The organism is Micromonospora sp. CNZ299 (genome assembly GCF_002754415.1).
Genome location: NZ_PEFG01000001.1, coordinates 1,043,118 through 1,063,771, shown reverse-complemented (window position 1 = coordinate 1,063,771; position 20,654 = coordinate 1,043,118). Strand labels below are relative to the sequence as shown.

The following is a 20,654-nucleotide window of genomic DNA, read 5'->3' as shown; positions in this document are numbered from 1 at the left end:
GACGGGGCCCTTCCTCCGGGTTCGGTGGGCAAGATCGTGGGGTGTTGCGGGCGGGGTCGTACCATCGCAGCCATGAGCGGGCACGTGACGGCACCGGCTGCGGCGCTGGCCGACGAGCTGCCGACCTGGGTGACACTGCTGCGTGCACCGAACCCGGGGCCGATGACCCTCGACGGCACCAACACCTGGGTTCTGCGCGCCCTATCGGCCGAGCACGCCGTCGTGGTCGACCCGGGGCCGGCGGACGAGGGACACCTGACCCGGATCGCCGAGCACGGCCCGATCGGGCTGGTCCTGATCACCCACGGCCACCCCGACCACACCGAGGGCTCCGCCCGGCTGAGCGAACTGCTCGGCGGCGTGCACGTCCTCGCCGTCGACCCGGCGCACACCATCGGCGGCGAGCCACTGACCGAACCGGGCGAACGCCTCGGCGGTTTCGGCCTGGAGATCAGCCTGCTGGGCACTCCAGGGCACACCGCCGACTCGGTCTGCTTCCTGGTCGGGCACGGTGACGAGCGGGTGGTGTTCACCGGCGACACCATTCTCGGCAGGGGCACCACCGTCGTCGCCCATCCGGACGGGCACCTCGGTGACTACCTGACCAGCCTGGAGCTGCTGTCCGCGTACCGGGGGATCCCGGCGTTGCCCGGGCACGGCCCGGCGCTGGCCGACTGCGCCGCCGCCGCCGACTTCTACCTCGCGCACCGTCGCGCCCGGCTCGATCAGGTTCGGGCGGCGGTCGCGGCCGGCGCCCGCACGCCCGCCGACGTGGTGGCTGCGGTCTACGCGGACGTGGACCGCTCACTCTGGTGGGCGGCCGAGTGGTCGGTCCGTGCGCAGCTTGAGTATCTGGGTGTCGGCATCGGGGAATCTGCGCCGGGGGTCAGTGGGTTGGAGCACATGTGACCTGCCCCGTGTGTGGAACCGTCGCCGTTCCCGGCGCGCGGTTCTGCCACAACTGCGGTGCCGCGCTGCCGGCCGCCGCCACGTTGCCGGCAGCCGAGCGCCGGGTGGTCACCGTGCTCTTCGGTGACCTCTCCGAGTTCACCTCCTGGTCGGAGGACCTCGACCCGGAACGGGTCGGTGCGGTCACCGACCGGGTGCTCGCCGCGCTCGCCGGTGCGGTGAAGACCTTCGGCGGGCACGTCGACAAGCTGACCGGCGACGGGATCATGGCCGTCTTCGGCGCCCCGGTGGCGCACGAGGACGACGCCGAACGCGCCGTCCGGGCCGCCCTGTCCATGCAGCGGGCCGTCCGCCGGGTGCTCGACGACGAGCGGGGCGGCGGCGCGCCGCTCGGGCTGCGCGTCGGGTTGAACACCGGCGACGTCATCGCCGGCATCCAGGCCGCCATCGAATACACGGTCATCGGCGACACGGTGAACACCGCCGCCCGGCTGGCCGACGCCGCAGCGGTCGGCGCGGTCTACGCCGGCGGCCGCACCGCCGCCGCCACCCGACACGTGTCGTCCTGGCGGGCGCTGCGCCCGCTGCGGCTCAAGGGCAAGCGTGAGCCGGTCGAGGCGTACGAGCTGCTGGGCCTGCTGGACGCACCGGGCACCCGCTCGGGGCTGGGCGACGAAGCGCCGTACGTCGGCCGGGAGACGGAGATCGGCCGGGTCGCCGGCCGGCTCGCCGAGGTGATCGACCAGGGTGACCCGCGGGTGCTGCTGATGACCGCCGAGGCGGGCATCGGCAAGTCCCGGTTCGCCGCGGAGGTCGAGCGCCTCGCCGCCGGGTACGACGTGGGCGCCGGCCGGTACGCGGCGCACACGGGCGCCCGGGTGCTGTCGGTGCGGTGTGCCGCCTTCGGCGAGCGACGTCGTCTCGCGCCGCTGGCCGACCTGGTGCGTGCCGCCGTCGGCCTGCCCAGTGACGCCTCCACCGCACTGACCCGACCGGCGGTGGACGAGAGGCTGCGACGGCTCGGGCAGCGGCTCGCCCGCTCCGGCGGCGAGACCACCCCGATCGCCGTCGAGCAACTGCTCGCCCTACTCGGCTACGGCGAACTCCCGGCCCACGGCGGCACCGACTCGGGCGAGTGGGGCGGGTCGAGCGTCCCGGCCGCGGATGCCGAGGCGGTGCCGAACGCTGTCGCCAACCTGCTCAGCGGGCTCGCCTCGGAAGCGCCACTGGTGATCGTGGTGGACGACCTGCACGACGCCACCCCCGAGACGATCAGTGCCCTCGGGCTGACCCTGTCCCGGCTCACCGGCCCGGTGCTGGTGCTGCTGCTCGGTCGGCCGGAGCTGGTGCGTACGGCCGGCGCGCTGACCCGGGTCGCGGACGCCGAGGTGCACTCCCTGCCGCCACTGCGCGGTGCCGACGCGGCGCGGCTGCTCACCAGTTACCTCAGCGGCGGCAAGCTGCCGCAGGCCGACACGGACCGGCTGCTCGCCACCGCTCAGGGCAACCCCTTCTACCTGGCCGAGCTGGTCACCCTGCTCATCGAGCGCGGAGCGCTCACCACGGAAACAGCGCGCGGTATCCGCGCCTCGGAGTCGGCGCGCGGTGCCCGCGCCTCGGAGTCGGCGTTCGGTGTCGGTGCCCCGGAGCCGGCGCGCGGTGCGCGTGCCTCGGTTGATCGTCCCGGCTCCGGCGAACGCGACCAGAGCCCGTCGACCGGTTGGCGGTTGGTGCCCGGGTCGCTGGGCAGCCGGCTGCTCTCCCGCGACCTCGCCGCCGTCCTCGCCGCCCGGATCGACGCGCTGCCACCGGACGCCCGTTCGGTGCTGCGTGACGCCGCGGTCATCGGTGACACGGTGCCGACCGGGGCCCTGGAGGCGATGCGTGAGCAGCGCGCCGGCCGCGACGGTCGGCCGTCGGCCGTGGTCGCCGTGGAACTCGACAGGGCTGTCGAGGAGCTGCTGCAACGCCGGATGCTGCACCGCTCCCGCACCGGCTACTCGTTCGCGACCCCGCTGATGCGGGAGGCCGCGTACGCAGGGGTGAGCAAGGCGGAACTGGCCGAGCGGCACGCCGCGCTGGCCCGCTGGGCGGCGCCCGCGAACGAGGCCGCAGCCGGGGCGCCGGGCGGGTTCACTGACGAGGCCCGGGACGACTTCGTGGCGATGCACGTCGAGCGGGCCGCCACGCTCGCCGACGCGGTGAAGCTGCGCCCGGACGCGCCGGCCCGGGCGGTGGTCCCGCTCGGCGTCGCCGCGCTCGGCCGGGCCGCCCGCCGGTCGCTCTCCGCCGGTGAGCCGGTGCTGGCCGTGGAGTACGCCGAGCGTGCCACCGAGTTGGCTCGCGACGGCATGCCGGCGGCCGATCGGGTGGTGCACGCACGGGCGCTGCTCCAGGTCGGCCGGGTGGCCGACGCGCTGGCGTACGCCGAGAAGATCGCCGCGAACGCGGGGGACGAGGTCACCCGGGTCAGCGCGCTGCTGCTCGCGGGGCAGGCCCAGGAAACCCTCGGTGATCAGGGTCGGGCGGTGACCGCCTGGCAGGAGGCGTTGCAGGTGGCCACGGCGGGCCAGTTGCCCATCCAACGTGCCACGGCGATGCGCCGGCTCGGCATGGCCGACTTCGTGGCTGGCCGGCTGAGTCAGGCGAGCAGCCGGTTGGCTGCCGCGTACCAGGTCAGCCTCGGCGCGAAGGACCGACGCGGGCAGGCCTGGTCGTTGCAGAATCTGGCCTGGGTGACCACCACCCGGGGTGACTTCGCCGGCACCGACGCGGTGCTCGGCAGGGCTGCCCGGCTCTTCGCCGAGCTGAAGGACCCGTACGGGCGGGCCTGGCTGCGCGGCACCACGGCGTTCGCCCGACTGCTCGCCGGCCGACTGCGCGAGGCGTGTCGGATGGCGCAGGTGTTCCTGCCCTTCGGGGAGCGGGTCGGTGAGGCGTGGGCGGTGGGCACGCTGCGTGCGGTGGCCGCCTTCGCCACCGCCGAGCTGGGTGACCTGGCCGAGGCGGACCGGGAGGCCCGGCGGGCGTACCGGGAGTTCGCCGCCGCCTCCGACGACTGGGGGCGCGGGTTCGCGCTGGTGGTGCGCGCGGTGGTGGCGCGTGGGCTGGGCGAGCCGGAGCACGCGGCGGACCTGCTCACCGACGCCCTGGCGTACGCGGAGCGCACCTCGCACCCGTTGCTCACCGGGATGGCCGGCACGTTGCGCGGCTTCGTCGCGTTGGACATGGGCGACTGCGAGACGGCCGAGAGGGTGGCCCGCTCGGTGCTGACCGCTGTGGAGCCGCACAACCCGCAGGCCCCGGCGCAGGTGGCGCCCCGGGTGCTGCTGGCGACGGCACGTCTGGCCGCCGGTGACTCGGCGACTGCGGTCGGGTTGCTCGCCCCGGTGGCCACGGCCGCCGCGAACGCGCCCTCGCTGCTCTTCTCCCGTCGCCAGACGATGGCCCAGTACGCGGCGGCGCTGCTCGCTCACGGTCAGCGGGAGCAGGCGTTGGACTGGGCCCGCCGGGCGGTCACCGCGCCGGCCGAGGACGTGCGCAGTCAGGTGATCGCGGCCAGCGTGCTGGCCGAGGCGCTGGCTGCCTGCGGCCAGCCGACGGAGGCCCTGGCCAGCGCGGACGAGGCGGTCCGCCTGGCGTACGCGACCGAGCAGCGCAGCGAACGCGCCGCCGCCGACGCCCTCCGCGCCCGCCTGACCCCCGCCCTCACCTGACCCCACCCGGCACGGTTTCTGCCGGTTCCGGGGATGTGGCGGTCGGGGTGAGCGGCTAGCGTGTCACCACCGTGTGCCGGTCCACAGTGTGATCGTCGCCGTGCCTGGGGAGGTCCTTCATGAAGCTGCCGCGTTCCATCGCGGGCTGGACCATCGCGGTCTTCGGCGTGTTGGCGCTGGTGATGGGCACGGTCGGGCTGCTCTGGCCGGAGGCGCAGTTGCGCATGCTCGGGTTCGAGGTGCCGGAGACGCGTGCCGTCGGTGACCACACCGGCACGTTCCTGCTGGCGTCCTCGATGGCGGCGTTCAACATGGGCGTCTACTACCTGCTGGCCACGGTCACCGAGTGGCGGGTGTTCTACCGGTTCACCGTTGTCTTCCGGCTGGTCACGTTCACCGTGTTCACCATCGCGGTGCTGGCCGACATCGCTCCGGGCCGGTTCTTCGGCGTGGCGGCCTGGGAGGGCCTGGGGGCGGTGGCCACCGCCGTCGGCCTGCGCCTGGACGCCCGCCGGGGCGCGCCGGCTGGCGACGTGGTGACGTCCGACGGTGCCGGGGCGACTGCGGACGCTGAGGAGGGTACCGGTCCGGCCGGTGCCGCTCCGGCGGACGCGGTGCGCTGAGCCATCGGTCGGGTTGGGTATTTTCGAGCGGTGACCGACACCCCGACCGGCGGCTTGCGAGTTCCGATCGTGCCCGGTCTGACGGATTTGCGGGTCTTTGCCCGGGGCGGCTACGCGACCGTCTACCAGGCCACCCAGATCTCGGTGGGTCGCGAGGTCGCCGTCAAGGTGGAAAACCGGACGCTGGACAGCGAGCGGGATCAGGCCCGTTTCCTGCGCGAGGCGCGGGCTGCCGGCCGGATGTCGTCACACCCGCACGTGGTGGACCTCTTCGACGTCGGGGTCACCGTCGACCAGCACCCCTACCTGATCATGGAACTCTGCGACGGCTCGTACGCCGAACGGATGCGTACGTCGCCGCTGGGCCCGGTGGAGGCCCGTGACCTCGGCATCAAGATCGCCGACGCGCTGGCCCACTCGCACGGGGCCGGAGTGCTGCACCGCGACGTCAAGCCCGCCAACATCCTCCACTCGCACTTCAACTCGGCAGTGCTCGCCGACTTCGGGCTGGCAGTGCTCGCCGAGCACCGGGACGCCTCGGTCACCCTGGAGGTGCTCACCCCGGCGTACGCGCCACCGGAGATGTTCAGCCACAGCCCGCCGTCGCCGGCCGTCGACGTGTACGCGCTCTGCGCCACCCTCTACGCGGTGATGCACGGCCGGCCGCCCCGCTGGCAGTCCGAGCGCAACCCCAGCCTGGTCACCGTGCTGGAGTTGTTCAACCAGCCGCTTCCCGCCCTGCCCGGCGTACCGGACGAGCTGATCGACGTCCTGCGCCTCGGCATGGCCAACGACCCGGCCGCGCGTCCCTCCGCCCTCGAACTGCACGACCTGCTCGCCAACCTGCCCCTCGGCTCACCGTCGGCACCGGTCAGCGGTGCCCCGGTCAGCGGCGGCGTGACCCTCTCCGGCCCGTACGCGGCCAGTCAGCCGGTGCCCCGCCCGCCCACTGAGGACACTCAGCAGGTGGTGACCGGTGACCGGCGCTGGCGGCGCTGGTTCCTCGGCGGCGCGGGAGTGCTGGCGCTCGCCGCTTCCGCCACCGCCGGGGCCTGGGTCGCCGACCGGGCGCCATCACCCACCCCGAGCCCGTCGGTCACCCAGGTCGCCGCCCCGGCCACCGGCCCGCTGCCCGGCTGCGTGACCGGCGCCGGCTCGCCGACCGCCCTGCCCGAGGGCGCCCGCTGTCTGCCCGAGCTGGAGTGCTTCGGCCCGGTACGGATCCGCGGCAGCCGCGCCGAGGCGGCGAGGCTCCCCTGCGTCGGTCGGCACACCTGGGAGACGTACGCCGAGGGGATTCTGCCGGTGGCGCTGGTCGGTGCCGACTACGACGAGGTGGCCGCCGCTGCGCCGGTCCGGCAGGTGTGCAGCGCCACGACGTTCCGTTTGACCACCGGGATCGCCGAGCCGATCGGCTGGCACCTGGAGGTGCTACCGCCAGTCGACGGCAGCATCGACCGGACGTACCGGTGTCTGGCCGGGCGGGGCGTGGACGCGCTCGCCGCGCCCACCCTCACCGGCCGCCGCTGAGCCCGTTCGACCCGCGCCGCCGGTCACGTACCGCACGCAAGGTGGCCCGGCTGTCCAGGGCGTCGAGGGTGTCCGCGTCGATCCCGTACGGCATCAGCTCGGGCGGCCCGACGGTCGCCGACCGGTCCGCCGGCTCCGGGTCGTCGGCCTGACGGGCGGCGGAGACGGCGACCCCGGCCACCATGGTCAGCAGGACGCAGAGTAGCGCGAGGACCACGCCGACAAGATCTTGTCGGCGCCAGATGACCAGCATGACCAGCGGCGCGAGGGCTCCCAGCGCCGCGAGCACCGCCACCGTCCGCGCATCGGGTCTGGGCAATCGACTCACCTGTCCAGCATGTCGTCACGGGGCCGGCTGTCAACCGCAGAACCGACCGCCGCGCAGATCGCCGTCGATCCGCCGGGCCCGCCGACAAGGCCGACGACGTCCACACTCAATGGACAAGAGCCGCTACTCTCGGTGTCCCGCAAGCTCATCCGGCAGCGAGGTCGCCCATGAACGCAGGCAGTTCGCAGTCCCGGCTCCGCTCGGTCGCGTCGACGCTGGCGGTGGCCCTCACGCTCACCCTTGCCGCCGCCGCTGGGTGCGACAGCCGGCAGGAACCGGACCTGTCCTCGGTGCAGGAGAAGATGCGCGAGACGCACATCTACGGTCAGTCGAAGTTGCGCATCGGCGTCGCCACGAACGAGCCGCTGATGGGTGAGCTGCGCAACGGCCAGCACGTCGGGTTCGACGTCGAGATCGCCAAATACATAGCGGCCTCCCTCGGCTACGAGGGGGACCAGCGGCTGGAGTTCGTTCCGGTGGCCACCGAGGAGCGGATCCCCGCGTTGCAGGGCGGCACTGTCGACCTCGTGGTGTCCAGCTTCTCCATCACCGAGGAGCGTAAGAAGGTGGTGAGCTTCGCCGGGCCGTACTTCGTCACCACCCAGGAGGTGATGGTGCCGACGCGGCTGAGAGGCAAGATCAGCACCATCGAGGACCTCCGTAACCCGGACTACAAGATCTGCACCAGTGGCGGCTCCACCTCCGAGGCCGAGCTGGGAGGTCACCAGGTCAAGGCCCTGGTCGTGAAGACCGTCGGTGACTGCGTCGCCGGCATCCGGGCGGGCCGCTACGACGCGGTCAGCTCCGACGAGACGATCCTCGCCGGCTTCCTGGCCCGCCACCCGAAGGAGTTCGAGATCGTCGACATGCCGTTCGGCACCAGCGAGCTGCTGGGCATCGGCGTGCCGATCGGTGACCCGGCACTGCGCGACCTGGTCGCGTTCTTCCTGCAGAAGAGCTACCAGCAGGGGCGCGACGAGCAGGCGAGCCCGTGGCAGACCTCGTACAACCGGACGCTGGGTCCGTGGCTCAAGGCCGAGAAGCGCCAGCCGCAGCCGCTGGAGGTGCCGAAGCTGGTCGACTTCGACGACAAGGCGCCCACGAAGTGAGCGCGGCGACCACCGCCGCCGGCGGCGACGGCTCGGTCCCGCCGCCCCGCAGCTCCGTGCCGGGCGTCGCAGCCGCGCCGACAATCGACGGTACGGAGTCGGCGCCGCCCGCCGGGGTGGACGGTGTCGACTGGCCAGCCGGTGTGCCCGTCGCCGAACCCGCCGAGCCGATCATCGCCGACGTCGAGCCCGGGCGGGTCCGCTGGGACCCGGCGGAGCGACGCGCTCGCGCCAGCCAGTCCTTCTGGACCGCCGTGGTGGGCGTACCGGCGATCTTCTCGGTGCTCCGCCTCGGGGTGGAGGCCGGCGGCGAACTCCAGACCACACTGCTGCTGGTGGCGAACGTCGGGCCGGTCAACCTTCTCGCCGGCTTCCTGACCACGGCAGCTCGGCTGCTCTCGACCGGCATGGTCGCCGTCTTCGCGCTCGGCGCGGTGCTGGCCGTCAGCGCCGACCGGCTGCCGCCGGGTGCCCGTCGCCGTCCGCTCTTCGCCCGCTGGGCCGACATCACCCCCGCCTGGGTGGTGCTGGCCAGCTTCCTGCTCGCCCTGATCACCTGGCCGCTGCTCTACCTCCCGCTGCTGCTGCCGGCATTCGTGGCCGCGTTCCAACTCCGTCCCGCGCGCCTGCACGAACGGGTGGTGCCACGGCTGCTGATCATCGTCGCGCTGCTGGCCGGGTACGGCTGGCTGATGCTGCCCACCCTGCGGGAAGCGGTGCAGCAGGGCGACGAGGGGCTGGTGCTGGCGCTCATCGTGGTGCCTCCGCTGCTGGCCCTGTTCATCGCCGGACCGCTGCCGGGTGTGGTGATCCGGCCGCTGGCGTCGGCGACCGAGGTGGCGGTGCTGGCCACGCTGGTCTGGGCTGCGGTGCCGGTGATCAGCACGCCGGTGTTGCCGCTGACCGTCACCACCGTCGGCGAGGAGAACGGGCCGACCGAGGACGTGCGCGGGCACGTGGTCACCACTGACGACGTCAACATGGTGATCCTTCAGGAGCAGGGCGGCGTCCGGTACGTGCCGGTCGATCTGGTCCGCGCGCAGGTGCTCTGCCCGAGCGAGGAGGAGCTGCCCCGCCACCAACTGCGCATTCACGACTTCCACGTCGAGGATTCACTGTTGGAGGGCATGGGTCGGCGGGTCCGCCCGGTCCACCGCATCGATGCCACCTGTCGTACCCCGAGCTGACCGCCGCCGGCGTGGCTCGCGCTGATCGACTCGGTTTTCAGGAAGTCGGGGCATCACTGACGCCTGGACACCGCAGGTTCAAGAAAACCGAGTCGATCATGCAGCGGGGGCACGTGCGGGAACGCGGGCGCGCGCGGCCACGGCCCGGCACGCCCGCGCGGACGCGGAGGCCCGGGTCAGTACGACTTGTCCTGGCCCAGGACGTGTTGCGCCACGAAGTTGAGGATCATCTCCCGACTGACCGGTGCGATCCGGCCGGCCCGCACCGCGCCGAGCAGGGTCGCCACCCCGTACTCGGTGGTCATGCCGGCCCCGCCGAGCACCTGGACTGCGGTGTCCACGGCGAGCGCGGCGGCCTCCCCGGCCGCGTACTTGGCCATGTTGCCAGCCACCCCGGCCTCCAGATCACGGCCGGCGTCGTACAGGGTGGCAGCCTTCTGGATCATCAGGCGGGCAAGCTCCACCTGCACCGCCGCGTGCGCCAACGGGTGCGACACCCCCTGGTGGGAGCCGATGCTCCGACCACCCCAGACCTTGCGGGTGGCGGTGTACTCGCTGGCCCGTTCGATGGCGTACCGGCCGGTGCCGGCCCCCATCGCGGCCACTGTGATCCGCTCCGGGTTGAGCCCGGCGAAGAGCGCCGGCAGCCCGGCGTCCAGCGACTCACCGAGCAGTGCGTCGGCGGGGACCCGGACGTCGTCCAGGTAGAGCAGGAACTGGTTCTCCGGGGACAGGATCTCCATGTCCAACTTGGACCGGGTCAGCCCGGCCGCGTCGGTCGGCACGAGGAACAGCGCCGGCTTGAGCTTGCCGGTGGAGGAGTCCTCGGTTCGGGCCACCACCAGGACGTGATCCGCCTCGTCGACGCCCGAGATGTAGCACTTGCGGCCGTTGAGCACCCAGCCGTCACCGTCGCGGCGGGCCACAGTGCCGAGGCGGTGGAAGTTGGAACCGGCCTCCGGCTCGGTGATCGCGAAGACGATCTTCTGGGAGCCGTCGGCGAGGCCGGGCAGGTGCCGTTTGCGCTGTTCCTCGGTGCCGTGCCGGCTCAGCACGGTGGCCGCGATCGCGGGAGAGACCACCAGCAGCAGCAACGGGCAGCCGGCGGCCGCCAACTCCTCGCAGACGATCGCCAGCTCGGTGATGCCACCGCCCCCGCCCCCGTACTCGGTGGGGATGTTGACGCCCAGGTAACCGAGCCGTCCGGCGTCGGCCCAGAGCTCGGTGGTGTGTTCGCCGGACTTCGCCTTCTCGACGAAGTAGCCGTGGCCGTAACGACGGCCCAACGCCCGCACGGCGTCGCGCAACTGGTCCTGCTCGGGGGTGAGGTCGAAGGTCATCGGGGGTCCTCCTCGGGATTCGACGGCTCCAGGTCGCCGGTAGCGGGGGAGCTGTCGATGACGGCCAGCACGGCGCCCGTCTGGACCTGACCGCCGGCCGGCACCGGCAGTTCGGCGACCACACCGTCGGTCGGGGCGAGCACGGGATGTTCCAGCTTCATCGCTTCCAGCGTGAGCAGTGGTTCGCCGGCCGTGACCCGCTGACCGACCTGGACATGCACCCGGGTCACCGCGCCGGGCAGCGGCGCGAGCAGCGACCCGGCGGCCACCTCCGCCGTCGGCAGGGGGAGACGCGGCAGCTCGGCCAGGCTCGCCGCCCCGTCCGGGCCGTCCACGAAGACCGCCGACCCCACCCGGTGTACGCGGTACGCGCGCCGCACCCCGTCGACGTCGAGCACCACCCGCTCCGGGGTGGCCTCGACCAGCGCCACGCTGGGCTCGACGCCCGGCTCGGGAGCTTCGGGTCCATCTGCGGAGTCGGAGGCCGCCGAGGTGCTGGACCACTCGGCGAGCCGGCCGGCCCGGTCCAGGCGGTAGCGGACCTCGATCTCGTCGCCGCCCGTCACGGCGAAACGGGTGGTCTGGGGAACGGCGGGCACGTTTCGCCAGCCGGACGGGAGCCCGGCGAGCACCGGTGCGGTCGCCCGACGCTGGGCAGCCGCAGCCAGGGCCGCGGCGAGCGCGGCCAGCGGGAGCCGATCGGTGGGCAGCAGCGGGGCGAACACCTCCGCGTGCCGGTCCAGAAATCCGGTGTCGATCTCCACGGCGGCAAACGCGGGGCTGCGCAGCACCCGCACCAGCAGGTCCCGGTTGGTGGTCACCCCGTGCAACTCGGCCCGGGCCAGCGCGGTGGACAACACCCGCGTCGCCTCGGCACGGTTACGCCCCCAGGCGATCAGCTTCGCCAGCATCGAGTCGTAGTGCACCCCGACCACCGAGCCGACCACCACGCCCGAGTCGAGCCGAAGCCCCGGCCGGGTCAGCCCGCCGAACTCGGCAGCCACCGCGGGCACCGTGAACCGGTGCAGGGTGCCGGTTGCCGGACGCCAACCCGCCCCGGCGTCCTCGGCGCAGAGGCGCACCTCGATCGCGTGCCCGGTGCTGACCGGAAGGGTCGCCGGCAGCGGCTCACCCTCGGCCACGAGCAGTTGCAACCCCACCAGATCGAGGCCGGTGCACAGCTCGGTGACCGGGTGCTCCACCTGGAGGCGGGTGTTCATCTCCAGGAAGAAGAACTCGCCGCCCGGGGCGAGCAGAAACTCAACAGTGCCCGCACCCAGGTAGTCGACAGCGCGACCGGCGGCCACCGCAGCCTCGTGCAACGCCGTGCGCACCTGCTCCGGAACGACCGCCGGCGCCTCCTCGACGATCTTCTGATGCCGGCGCTGGATCGAGCACTCCCGGTCACCGAGGGCCACCACCCGGCCGTGGGCGTCACCGAAGATCTGCACCTCGACGTGCCGGCCGCGTTCGACGTACCGCTCGATGAAGACCGTGCCGTCGCCGAACGCGGCGGCCGCCTCGCGGCGCGCGGATGCGACGGCCTCGGCCAACTCGGCGGCGTCCCGGACGATCCGCATCCCCCGCCCACCACCGCCGGCGGACGCCTTCACCAGCACCGGGAAGGCCGAGATCCCATCGGTGTCGGTCCAGCTCGGCAGCATCGGCACGCCCGCCTCGGCGAGCATCGCCTTGGCCGCGAGCTTGTCTCCCATCGCCGCGATCACCTTGGCCGGTGGACCCACCCAGGTCAGCCCCGCGTCGGTCACCGCCGCCGCGAACTCGGCGTTCTCGGCGAGGAAGCCGTAACCCGGGTGGACGGCGTCCGCGCCGCTGCGCCGGGCCGCGTCCAGGATCAGATCGACCCGCAGGTACGTCTCGGCCGGCGTGGCCCCGGGCAGCCGGACCGCCTGGTCGGCCTCACCGACGAACGGCTCGGCGGCGTCCGCGTCCGAGTGCACGGCGACCGTCTCCACGCCGAGCGCGCGACAGGTCGCGAAGACCCGACGTGCGATCTCACCGCGATTGGCAACGAGCAGTTTCCGAATCATCATCAGTTCGCCTCTCACATCCGGAAGATGCCGTAGCCGTCGGCACCCTTGACCGGGCCGTTGTGGATCGCCGAGAGGCAGAGCCCGAGGACGGTCCGTGTGTCCCGGGGATCGATCACGCCGTCGTCGTAGAGCCGGCCGGAGAGGAACAGCGCGCCCGACTGGGACTCGATCTGCTGCTCGACCATCATCCGCATCGCCGCGTCGGAGTCCTCGTCGTAGTCGCGCCCCCGTGCGGCCGCCGCCTGCCGGGCCACGATGGACAGCACCCCGGCGAGCTGCGCCGGGCCCATCACCGCCGACTTGGCGTTCGGCCAGGTGAACAGGAACCTCGGGTCGTACGCCCGGCCGCACATGCCGTAGTTGCCGGCCCCGTAGGAGGCGCCCAGGTTCACCGTCAGGTGCGGCACCATCGAGTTGGACACCGCGTTGATCATCAACGCGCCGTGCTTGATGATGCCGCGCTGCTCGTACTCGGTGCCGACCATGTAGCCGGTGGTGTTCTGGAGGAAGATCAGCGGGGTGTTCGAGGCGTTCGCGAGCTGGATGAACTGAGCCGCCTTCTGCGCCTCCTCGCTGAACAGCACACCGCGGGCGTTGGCCAGCACGCCCACCGGGTAGCCGTGCAGCTCGCCCCAACCGGTGACCAACGCGCCCCCGTACGCGGGCTTGAACTCGTCAAAGTCGCTGCCGTCGAGGATCCGGGCCAGCACCTCACGGGGATCGAACGGCACCTTCAGGTCGGCGCTGGCGATCCCGAGCAGCTCGTCCGGGTCGTACTTCGGCGGCTGCGGCACCGCCGTACGCGGCGACGGGCCGTGCTTGCGCCAGTTCAGCCGTCGTACGCACTGCCGGGCCAGCCGGATGCCGTCCCGCTCGTCCTCGGCCAGGTGGTCGGCGAGCCCGGACGTGCCGGCGTGCATCGCCGCACCGCCCAACGACTCGTCGTCGGTGACCTCGCCGGTCGCCATCTTCACCAGCGGCGGCCCGGCCAGGTAGACCTGTGACCGGTCCCGGATCATGATCACGTGGTCGGACATCCCCGGCACGTACGCGCCACCGGCCGTGGCGTTGCCGAAGACCACGCTGACCGTGGGGATGCCCGCGGCCGAGAGCCGGGTCAGGTCACGGAACACCCGACCACCCGGGATGAAGATCTCCGCCTGGGTGGGCAGGTCCGCCCCGGCCGACTCGACCAGGTTGACCATCGGCAGCCGGTTGGCCAGCGCGATCTCACCGGCCCGCCGCGTCTTCGCCAGCGACCACGGGTTGACCGCGCCGCCGCGTACCGTCGGGTCGTTCGCGACGATCAGGCACTCCACGCCCTCGACCACGCCGATGCCGGTGACCACGCTGGCGCCCACCGGGAAGTCCGTGCCGTACGCGGCGACCGGCGACAGCTCCAGGAACGGGCTGTCGGCGTCCACCAGCAGCTCGATCCGCTCCCGGGCCAGCAGCTTGCCCCGCTTGTGGTGCCGGGCCACGTATTTTTCGCCGCCGCCCGCGCGGGCCTGGTCCAGCGCCGCGTCCAGCTCGGCGAGCCGTTCCAGCAGCGCCGCCCGGTTCGCCACGAAGCCGGGCGCGGACGGATCGACCGTGGTGTCCAGTGTGGTCACAGGCCCATCCCCTTCACGATGATCTCGTTCATGATCTCGGTGGCGCCGCCGCCGATGCCGAGGATCCGGGCGTCGCGGTAGTGCCGCTCCACCTCGGCGTCGCGCATGTAGCCGAACCCGCCGTGCAACTGCAACGCCTGGTCGACGACCTCGTCGCAGGCGGCCACCGCCACGTTCTTGGCCATCGCCACCTCGGTCACCACCGGCTCACCGGCCGCCACCCGAACGGCGACCTCGTGCACGTACGCCCGGGCGGCCTCGGCGCGGGTGTGCATCTCGGCCAGCCGGTGCCGGACCACCTGCCGGCTGACCAGCGGACGCCCGAAGGTCTCCCGGTCCCGGCACCAGCGCACCGCCAACTCGACGCAGCGCTGCGCGGTGGCGTACGCCTGGGTGGCCAGCGAGAGCCGTTCCGCGGCGAAGTTCTGCATGATCGCCAGGAAGCCGGTGTCCTCCGCGCCGATCCGGTTGGCCACCGGCACCCGCACGTCGACGAACGACAGCTCGGCGGTGTCCGAGCAGTGCCAGCCCAGCTTCTCCAACCGGCGCCCGACAGTGAACCCGGGCAGCCCCTTGTCGATGACCAGCAGGGTCAGCTCGCCGCTGCCGGGGAAGTCGGTGCAGACCGCCGTGGTCACGAAGTCCGCCCGGTGGCCGCTGGTGATGTACGTCTTCGACCCGTTCACCACGTAGTGGTCGCCGTCGCGGCGGGCGGTGGTGCGAATGCCGGCCACGTCCGAACCGCCGTCCGGCTCGGTGATCGCCAACGCCCCGATCATCGTGCCGGCCAGGGTCGGCCGGACGTACCGCTGGACCAGGTCATCGTCGCCGGGCGTTGAGGTGCCACCGAGCCGGCCGCCCAGCGATCCGCCGATGCTCACACCGGCGGCCGCGACCATGTGCGGCAGGGCGATGCCGTGCGTGAACAGGGCCGCGATCAGGCCGGACGAGCCGCCGGAGCGGATCACCTCCTCGGTCACGATGATCGAGTCGAGCAGGTCACCGCCGCTGCCGCCGACCGATTCGGGAAAGCCGACGCCGAGCAGGCCCAGCTTCGCGGCGGTGGCGTGCAGGGCTCTCGGCACCTCGCCGGCCCGTTCCCAGTCGTCCAGGTGCGGCAGCACCTCGCGGGTCACGAAGGCGCGGGTCAGCTCCCGCAGCTGCCGTCGTTCCGGAGTGTCCACGATGCTCATCGCGCAGCCCCCGTCGGCGCGTCGGCGGGCAGGTCGACGATCCGGGCGCGCAGCAGCTCACCGAGCGCCTTCGCCTGCGGGTCGAACCGGGTGGACGCGGCCACCCCCGCACCGAGCAGGCCCTCGATCACGAAGTTGACCGCGCGCAGATTCGGCAGGTCGTAGCGCCGCACCGACAGCGGCGCGGTCTCCGGCAGCAGCTCGGCCAGCCGCGCGACGGTCAACCAGCCGCGCAGCCACGCGTACGCCTCGTCGTTGCGCGCCCAGACGCCGAGGTTGGCGTCCCCGCCCTTGTCCCCGGAACGCGCACCGACCAGCTCGCCGAGCGGGCCGCGCCGGGTCGGACCGTCGTGGGTCGAGTCGCCCTCCGGAGCCGTCTCGGCCGCCGAGATGGGCGCGGTGCGGATCGGCGGGGCGATCGGGACCCGTGCGCCGCCGGGCAGCACCGCCACGTGTGGCACCGCGTCCTGCGGCACCACGTCGGCGGTGAAGACGCCGTACGGTGTCGCGTCGCCCGGCAGGGTGGTCAACGTGCAGCCCGGGTACGAGGCCAGGGCCAACTCCACGGCGGCGGCTGAGAAGGCCCGGCCGGCCCGCGCCTTGTCGCCGTCGCGCAGGTGGACGTGCAGCAGGGCGCTGGCCGCCTCGGTGTCGGCGGCGTCCGGGTGGTCGGTCCGGGCCAGCACGAACTCCAGGCCGTCCTTGCCGACCGACTCCTCGACCTGCCCGCGGACCAGTGCCGCCTTCGCCTCGATGTCCAGTCCGCAGAGGACGAACGTCATCGAGTTGCGGAAGCCGCCGAGGTTGTTGACGCCCACCTTCAGCGTGGGCGGTGGCGGGGTGCCCCGGACGCCGGAGACCCGGACCCGGTCCGGCCCGTCGGTGCGCAACGTCACCGTGTCCAGTCGGGCGACCACGTCCGGTCCCAGGTACGCCGGCCCACCGACCTCGTAGAGCAGTTGTGCGGTGACCGTCTCCACGGTGACCGCGCCACCGGTGCCCGGATGCTTGGTGAGCACCGTCGAGCCGTCGGCGGACACCTCGGCGATCGGGAAGCCGGGCCGGTGCCCGCCGTCGGGCAGCTCGGTGAAGAAGCTGAAGTTGCCTCCGGTGACCTGTGCGCCGCACTCGATGAGATGCCCAGCGACTGTCGCCCCGGCCAGTTGGTCGAGGTCGTCGCGGCCCCACCCGTACCGGGCGACGGCCGGGCCGACCACCAGCGACGCGTCGGTGACCCGGCCGGTGACCACCACGTCCGCGCCGCCGTCCAGGCAGGCGGCGATGCCGAACGCGCCGAGGTAGGCGTTCGCGCTCAGCGCGTCCGGGCGTTGGATCGTGTCGCCCTCGACGTACCCCACCTTGGCGGGCAGGCCCAACCGGGTGGCCAGGGTGTCGATGGCTGCGGCCAGGCCGGCCGGGTTCAACCCGCCGGCGTTGGTCACGATCCGCACCCCACGGTCGAGGGCGGTGCCGAGACAGGTCTCCAGTTGACGGAGGAACGTCTTCGCGTAGCCCAGGTCGGGGTCGCGCAGCCGGTCCCGGGCGAGGATCAGCATGGTCAACTCGGCCAGGTAGTCGCCGGTCAACACGTCCAGCTCGCCGCCGTCGAGCATCTCCCGCCAGGCGGTGAACCGGTCACCGTAGAAGCCGGAGGCGTTGCCGATCCGGATCACGCTCGTGCTCCGTCCGCGCTGGCCGGCTCGCGGCCGACACCCGGCGGGCCGGCGAACGCCTGCGCCACGTCGAGCCATTCGTCGGCGACCGGACCGGTGGCGACCAGGGCGAGGTCCGCGCGGTGGCGGCGCTGGGTGACCAGCAGGCAGAAGTCCCGTGCCGGGCCGCTCAGTCGGTCGGCGGCGTCCGCCGGACCCCAGCTCCACGTGTCGCCGCCGGGCCCGAGCAGCTCGACCCGGACCGGCGACGTCGGTGTCGCCCGGCCGTGGGCGGCGAAGCCGTGCCCGAGGGTACGCACACCGAGGTGCGCGACGTGCCGGAGCCGGTCAGTGGCGGGACGGACGACGCCGAGCGCGTCGGCCACGTCCTCACCGTGCGCCCAGGTCTCCATGATCCGGGCCGTCGCCATCGAGGTGGCAGACATCCGGGTGCCGTACCAGGGCAGCTTCTCGCCGGCCGGAACGGCGGCCAGCGCGTCGGCGAGAGCCGTCCGGCCGGCCCGCCAGCGTTCGAGCAGCTCCACCGGTGGGGCGAGGAACTCCTCGGCGCCCGCGTCGACCAGCCGGGTCGCGTCCGGGGCGGTGGTCACCGTCGCGTAGAACGCCTCGGGATCGGTGGCGGCGAGCAACGCCACATGGTCGGTCCAGGCGAGGTGGGCGATCTGGTGCCCGATGCTCCAGCCCTGCGCAGGGGTTGGCCGGGCCCAGTCGGTGGCCGGCAGCGGAGCCACCAGGGCATCGAGCTGGGCGGACTCGGCGGCCAGATCCGCGAGCAGGTCGGTGAGGTCGACCATGGTGCCTCCGGTCGGTGGTGGCCGGTGCGGCCGGCGGTCAGGGCGTGAGCAGGGTGGCGAGCTGGCGTTTCCAGGTGGTCAACAGGGCGGTACGACGGGCCGAGTCATCACTGAGCAGGTTGGCCACCCCGAGCCCGCGCAGCAGGTCGAGGGTGGCCTGCACCGCCTCGCGGACGCCGGGTCGACGCTCGTCGACGCCCAGCAGGGCAACGGTGAGCCGGTGCATCTCCCGGCCGACCATCGCCTCCAACGGCACCAGGGCGTCCCGGAGTTCCCGATCCGTGCGGGCGGCGACCCAGAGTTCGAGAGCGGCCACGAACAGCGGCCCGGTGAACGCCACGCCAAGCAGGTCGATGACCCGGTCCAGCCGCTGCGGCCCGGCCGGCAGGGCTTCGGCTTCGCTGCGCAACTCGGCCGCCCGTCGCTCGGCGAGATGGGCCACGGCGGCCGTGACCAGCGCGGCCTTCGTCGGGTAGTGGTGCAGCTGGGCCCCGCGGGAGACACCGGCGCGCGCGGCGACGACGGTGGTCGTGGTGCCGGACCAGCCGTGCTCGATCAGGCAGTCGACGGTCGCCTCCAGCAGCCGGGCCTGAGTGGCGCGGCTGCGTTCCTGCTGAGGGACGCGGGTTGATGCGGGGGACACGCGAACAGCCTGCGGCCTGAGAAACAAACAGTCAAGACTGACTTTTTCTGTGTCGCTCGGCGCGGGGGACGGCTCAGGGGGGTGGGTTACGGACTGTTGGCTCGCTGTGGAGCTGATATCGCAAACGAGTCATCCAGCCGAACGCGCCGGCCGATGTCGCAGACGACTCAGCTCCAAAGGACGCTGACCCAGGTCCCCGACCGGCCGGGTCAACGGCCGTCGCGTGGGCCGAAGACGGCCAGCGCGTCGGCGTCGGGCAGCACTCCGTGGATGTCGGAAAGCACCGCAACGCTGTTCACCATGGCCCACCCCTCACCGCTTCGGCCGCCCCCGAGCCAGCGTTCCTGCGCCCGGGCAGACGAAACGTCCCCGCCGTCCGTCGGTGACGGAAGGCGGGGACGGGACGTACCGCTCAGACGCGGGCGCGACGGGCCAGGCGCTCCGGGTCCAGGATGATGATGCTCTTGCCGTCCAGACGCAGCCAGCCGCGCGAGGCGAAGTCGGCCAGTGCCTTGTTGACCGTCTCCCGCGAGGCGCCGACGAGCTGGGCGATCTCCTCCTGGGTGAGGTCGTGGGTCACCCGCAGGACACCGCCGTCGCGGGTGCCGAACCGCCCAGCCATCTGGAGCAGGTTCTTGGCGACCCGGCCCGGCACGTCCGTGAAGATCAGGTCGGCGAGCGAGTCGTTGGTCCGACGCAGCCGCCGGGCGAGCACCCGCAGCAACTGCTCGGCGATCTCCGGGCGGTTGTTCAGCCACGGCCGCAGCGCCTGCTTGCGCAGTCGCACCAGCCGGGTGTCGGTCACCGCGGTGGCGGTCGCCGTACGCGGGCCAGGGTCGAAGAGCGACAGCTCACCAACCATGTCCGACGGCCCCATCACCGCGATCAGGTTCTGTCGGCCGTCCGCTGCGCGGCGACCAACCTTGATCTTCCCGGACAGCAGGATATAGAGGCTGTCACCGGGCTCGCCCTCATTGAAGACGATCTCGCCCTTGCGGACCTCGATCGTCTCCATCTCCTTGGCAAGCGCCTCGGCAGCTTCCGGGTCAACACCCTGGAAGATCCCGCTGCGGGCCAGTACCTCGTCCATCGCGCACCTCCGCTTACGCGTGCCGTCCGTCGGCCGGGTCCGCCGTCCGCTGATCCCCTCGCGCGCCGCCAAGTCTAGGCGCACGTGAGCACGAATCAGAGGTCGCCCCTGGAATCTTGATCGGTGGGCGTAACCTGCCCGACGTGCTGAGCGAGCCAACCCTGACCAGCCGCGCCGAGGATGGGCTTCACATTCCGCTGCTCGTCTGGCGCGCGGAAGTGCCCCTACGAGCTGTCAGCAGCGGCCCACTGGGCGGTGGCATCGGCGTCCGGCACTGGGTGCTGAACGCGACCGTACCGATGTCGTACGACCGGGATGACCCCGCCGCGCACCTGACGGCCCTCGCCGCCGACCTGGCCCTCGACGGGCCCGGGGTGGGTCTGCTGACCGGGGTGGACGTGGGCGAGGTGGTGGCGCGCACCGACACCGGCGTGCGGGCCTGGGCGACGGTCGGGCTCGGCACGCCGGTGCTCGCGGCCGCGCCAGCTCCGGCCGGGCTCTTTCAGCGGGTCGGCACGGTCAACATCGTGGTGTACGTGCCGGCGCGGCTCGCCGACTCGGCACTGGTCAACGCGGTGGCCACCGCGACCGAGGCGAAGACCCAGGCGATCAGCGAGCTGGGACTGCCGGGGACCGGCACCCCGACCGACGCGGTCACCGTCCTCTGCCCGGTCGACGGGCCCGAGGCCGCGTACGGGGGACCGCGCTCCAGTTGGGGCGCCCCGCTGGCTCGCGCGGTGCACGCGGCGGTGCTCGCCGGGGGTTCCCGGGCGGTCGTGCCCTGGTCGGACCAGCTGACCAGCTGAAGATTCGACCGATCGGCTGTCGTCGGCGCGTTTGCCGACCGGTAGG

The 20,654-nt window shown here is 72.8% G+C and carries 15 protein-coding genes and 2 pseudogenes; 8 read left to right on the top strand and 9 right to left on the bottom strand.

All coding sequences use genetic code 11. The annotated features are described in order from the left end of the window. Window positions 1–72 precede the first annotated feature (72 nt). The 5 genes and pseudogenes from CLT68_RS05060 to CLT68_RS05045 all read left to right on the top strand — a co-directional run bounded on the left by CLT68_RS05060 (window position 73) and on the right by CLT68_RS05045 (window position 6,778). On the top strand, window positions 73–909 hold the full coding sequence (locus CLT68_RS05060) for an MBL fold metallo-hydrolase (protein WP_099849171.1): 837 nt from the start codon (window positions 73–75) through the stop codon (window positions 907–909). Then, a pseudogene (locus tag CLT68_RS33660) lies at window positions 906–2,474 on the top strand (adenylate/guanylate cyclase domain-containing protein); the annotation flags it as partial. The gene CLT68_RS05060 and the pseudogene CLT68_RS33660, both read left to right, overlap by 4 nt. Window positions 2,475–2,615: 141 nt before the next feature. Then, window positions 2,616–4,625 (top strand): annotated as a pseudogene (locus tag CLT68_RS33655) (ATP-binding protein); the annotation flags it as partial. Window positions 4,626–4,744: 119 nt separating this feature from the next. Continuing rightward, window positions 4,745–5,248: a hypothetical protein gene (locus tag CLT68_RS05050; RefSeq protein WP_088950570.1), complete on the top strand. Its 504-nt coding sequence runs from the start codon at window positions 4,745–4,747 to the stop codon at window positions 5,246–5,248. 30 nt (window positions 5,249–5,278) lie between these two features. Continuing rightward, a complete protein-coding gene (locus CLT68_RS05045) occupies window positions 5,279–6,778 on the top strand; it encodes a serine/threonine-protein kinase (protein ID WP_099849168.1) in 1,500 nt (499 codons plus the stop codon). Here the strand turns inward: CLT68_RS05045 and CLT68_RS05040 are convergent. Then, window positions 6,762–7,097 (bottom strand): hypothetical protein, encoded by a 336-nt coding sequence (locus tag CLT68_RS05040; RefSeq protein ID WP_141911636.1) that lies wholly within the window; start codon window positions 7,095–7,097, stop codon window positions 6,762–6,764. The genes CLT68_RS05045 and CLT68_RS05040 overlap by 17 nt on opposite strands. A 176-nt stretch (window positions 7,098–7,273) precedes the next feature. Between CLT68_RS05040 and CLT68_RS05035 the strand changes: the two genes are divergently transcribed. Then, on the top strand, window positions 7,274–8,215 hold the full coding sequence (locus CLT68_RS05035) for a transporter substrate-binding domain-containing protein (RefSeq protein WP_099849166.1): 942 nt from the start codon (window positions 7,274–7,276) through the stop codon (window positions 8,213–8,215). Then, the gene (locus CLT68_RS05030) at window positions 8,212–9,402 is read left to right on the top strand and encodes a hypothetical protein (protein ID WP_099849165.1); all 1,191 of its coding nucleotides are present in this window, start codon (window positions 8,212–8,214) and stop codon (window positions 9,400–9,402) included. Before CLT68_RS05035 ends, CLT68_RS05030 begins: the two co-directional genes overlap by 4 nt. A 176-nt stretch (window positions 9,403–9,578) precedes the next feature. Here the strand turns inward: CLT68_RS05030 and CLT68_RS05025 are convergent, their stop codons facing one another. From CLT68_RS05025 to CLT68_RS04990, 8 genes are all read right to left on the bottom strand, one after another. Beyond that, on the bottom strand, window positions 9,579–10,742 hold the full coding sequence (locus CLT68_RS05025; protein WP_099849164.1) for an acyl-CoA dehydrogenase family protein: 1,164 nt from the start codon (window positions 10,740–10,742) through the stop codon (window positions 9,579–9,581). Further along, the gene (locus tag CLT68_RS05020) at window positions 10,739–12,793 is read right to left on the bottom strand and encodes an ATP-binding protein (RefSeq protein ID WP_099856800.1); all 2,055 of its coding nucleotides are present in this window, start codon (window positions 12,791–12,793) and stop codon (window positions 10,739–10,741) included. The genes CLT68_RS05025 and CLT68_RS05020 overlap by 4 nt, the downstream gene beginning before the upstream one ends. 14 nt (window positions 12,794–12,807) lie before the next feature. After that, window positions 12,808–14,409 (bottom strand): carboxyl transferase domain-containing protein, encoded by a 1,602-nt coding sequence (locus tag CLT68_RS05015; protein ID WP_099849162.1) that lies wholly within the window; start codon window positions 14,407–14,409, stop codon window positions 12,808–12,810. Then, entirely contained in the window at window positions 14,406–15,602 is a 1,197-nt protein-coding gene (locus tag CLT68_RS05010; protein ID WP_099849161.1) for an acyl-CoA dehydrogenase family protein, read from the bottom strand. The genes CLT68_RS05015 and CLT68_RS05010 overlap by 4 nt, the downstream gene beginning before the upstream one ends. Beyond that, a complete protein-coding gene (locus CLT68_RS05005; protein WP_486482076.1) occupies window positions 15,599–17,353 on the bottom strand; it encodes an acyclic terpene utilization AtuA family protein in 1,755 nt (584 codons plus the stop codon). The genes CLT68_RS05010 and CLT68_RS05005 overlap by 4 nt, the downstream gene beginning before the upstream one ends. Further along, window positions 17,272–18,069 (bottom strand): TIGR03084 family metal-binding protein, encoded by a 798-nt coding sequence (locus tag CLT68_RS05000; RefSeq protein ID WP_099849157.1) that lies wholly within the window; start codon window positions 18,067–18,069, stop codon window positions 17,272–17,274. Before CLT68_RS05000 ends, CLT68_RS05005 begins: the two co-directional genes overlap by 82 nt. Window positions 18,070–18,106: 37 nt before the next feature. Then, a complete protein-coding gene (locus tag CLT68_RS04995; RefSeq protein ID WP_088950560.1) occupies window positions 18,107–18,712 on the bottom strand; it encodes a TetR/AcrR family transcriptional regulator in 606 nt (201 codons plus the stop codon). A gap of 412 nt (window positions 18,713–19,124) precedes the next feature. Continuing rightward, complete coding sequence (locus CLT68_RS04990; protein WP_007466162.1) at window positions 19,125–19,802, bottom strand: Crp/Fnr family transcriptional regulator; 678 nt, start codon at window positions 19,800–19,802, stop codon at window positions 19,125–19,127. 143 nt (window positions 19,803–19,945) lie between these two features. Here CLT68_RS04990 and CLT68_RS04985 point away from each other — a divergent pair, with 143 nt between their 5' ends. Continuing rightward, a complete protein-coding gene (locus tag CLT68_RS04985; RefSeq protein WP_099856798.1) occupies window positions 19,946–20,608 on the top strand; it encodes an adenosylcobinamide amidohydrolase in 663 nt (220 codons plus the stop codon). Window positions 20,609–20,654: the final 46 nt, after the last annotated feature.

What these genes read in the sequence shown, in the direction of transcription:
- CLT68_RS05060 (WP_099849171.1), top strand. Translation starts at nt 73, where the DNA reads ATGAGCGGGCACGTGACGGCACCGGCTGCGGCGCTGGCCGACGAGCTG.
- CLT68_RS05050 (WP_088950570.1), top strand. Translation starts at nt 4,745, where the DNA reads ATGAAGCTGCCGCGTTCCATCGCGGGCTGGACCATCGCGGTCTTCGGC.
- CLT68_RS05035 (WP_099849166.1), top strand. Translation starts at nt 7,274, where the DNA reads ATGAACGCAGGCAGTTCGCAGTCCCGGCTCCGCTCGGTCGCGTCGACG.
- CLT68_RS05025 (WP_099849164.1), bottom strand. Translation starts at nt 10,742, where the DNA reads ATGACCTTCGACCTCACCCCCGAGCAGGACCAGTTGCGCGACGCCGTG.
- CLT68_RS05020 (WP_099856800.1), bottom strand. Translation starts at nt 12,793, where the DNA reads ATGATTCGGAAACTGCTCGTTGCCAATCGCGGTGAGATCGCACGTCGG.
- CLT68_RS05010 (WP_099849161.1), bottom strand. Translation starts at nt 15,602, where the DNA reads ATGAGCATCGTGGACACTCCGGAACGACGGCAGCTGCGGGAGCTGACC.
- CLT68_RS05005 (WP_486482076.1), bottom strand. Translation starts at nt 17,353, where the DNA reads ATGGCTCGACGTGGCGCAGGCGTTCGCCGGCCCGCCGGGTGTCGGCCG.
- CLT68_RS05000 (WP_099849157.1), bottom strand. Translation starts at nt 18,069, where the DNA reads ATGGTCGACCTCACCGACCTGCTCGCGGATCTGGCCGCCGAGTCCGCC.
- CLT68_RS04990 (WP_007466162.1), bottom strand. Translation starts at nt 19,802, where the DNA reads ATGGACGAGGTACTGGCCCGCAGCGGGATCTTCCAGGGTGTTGACCCG.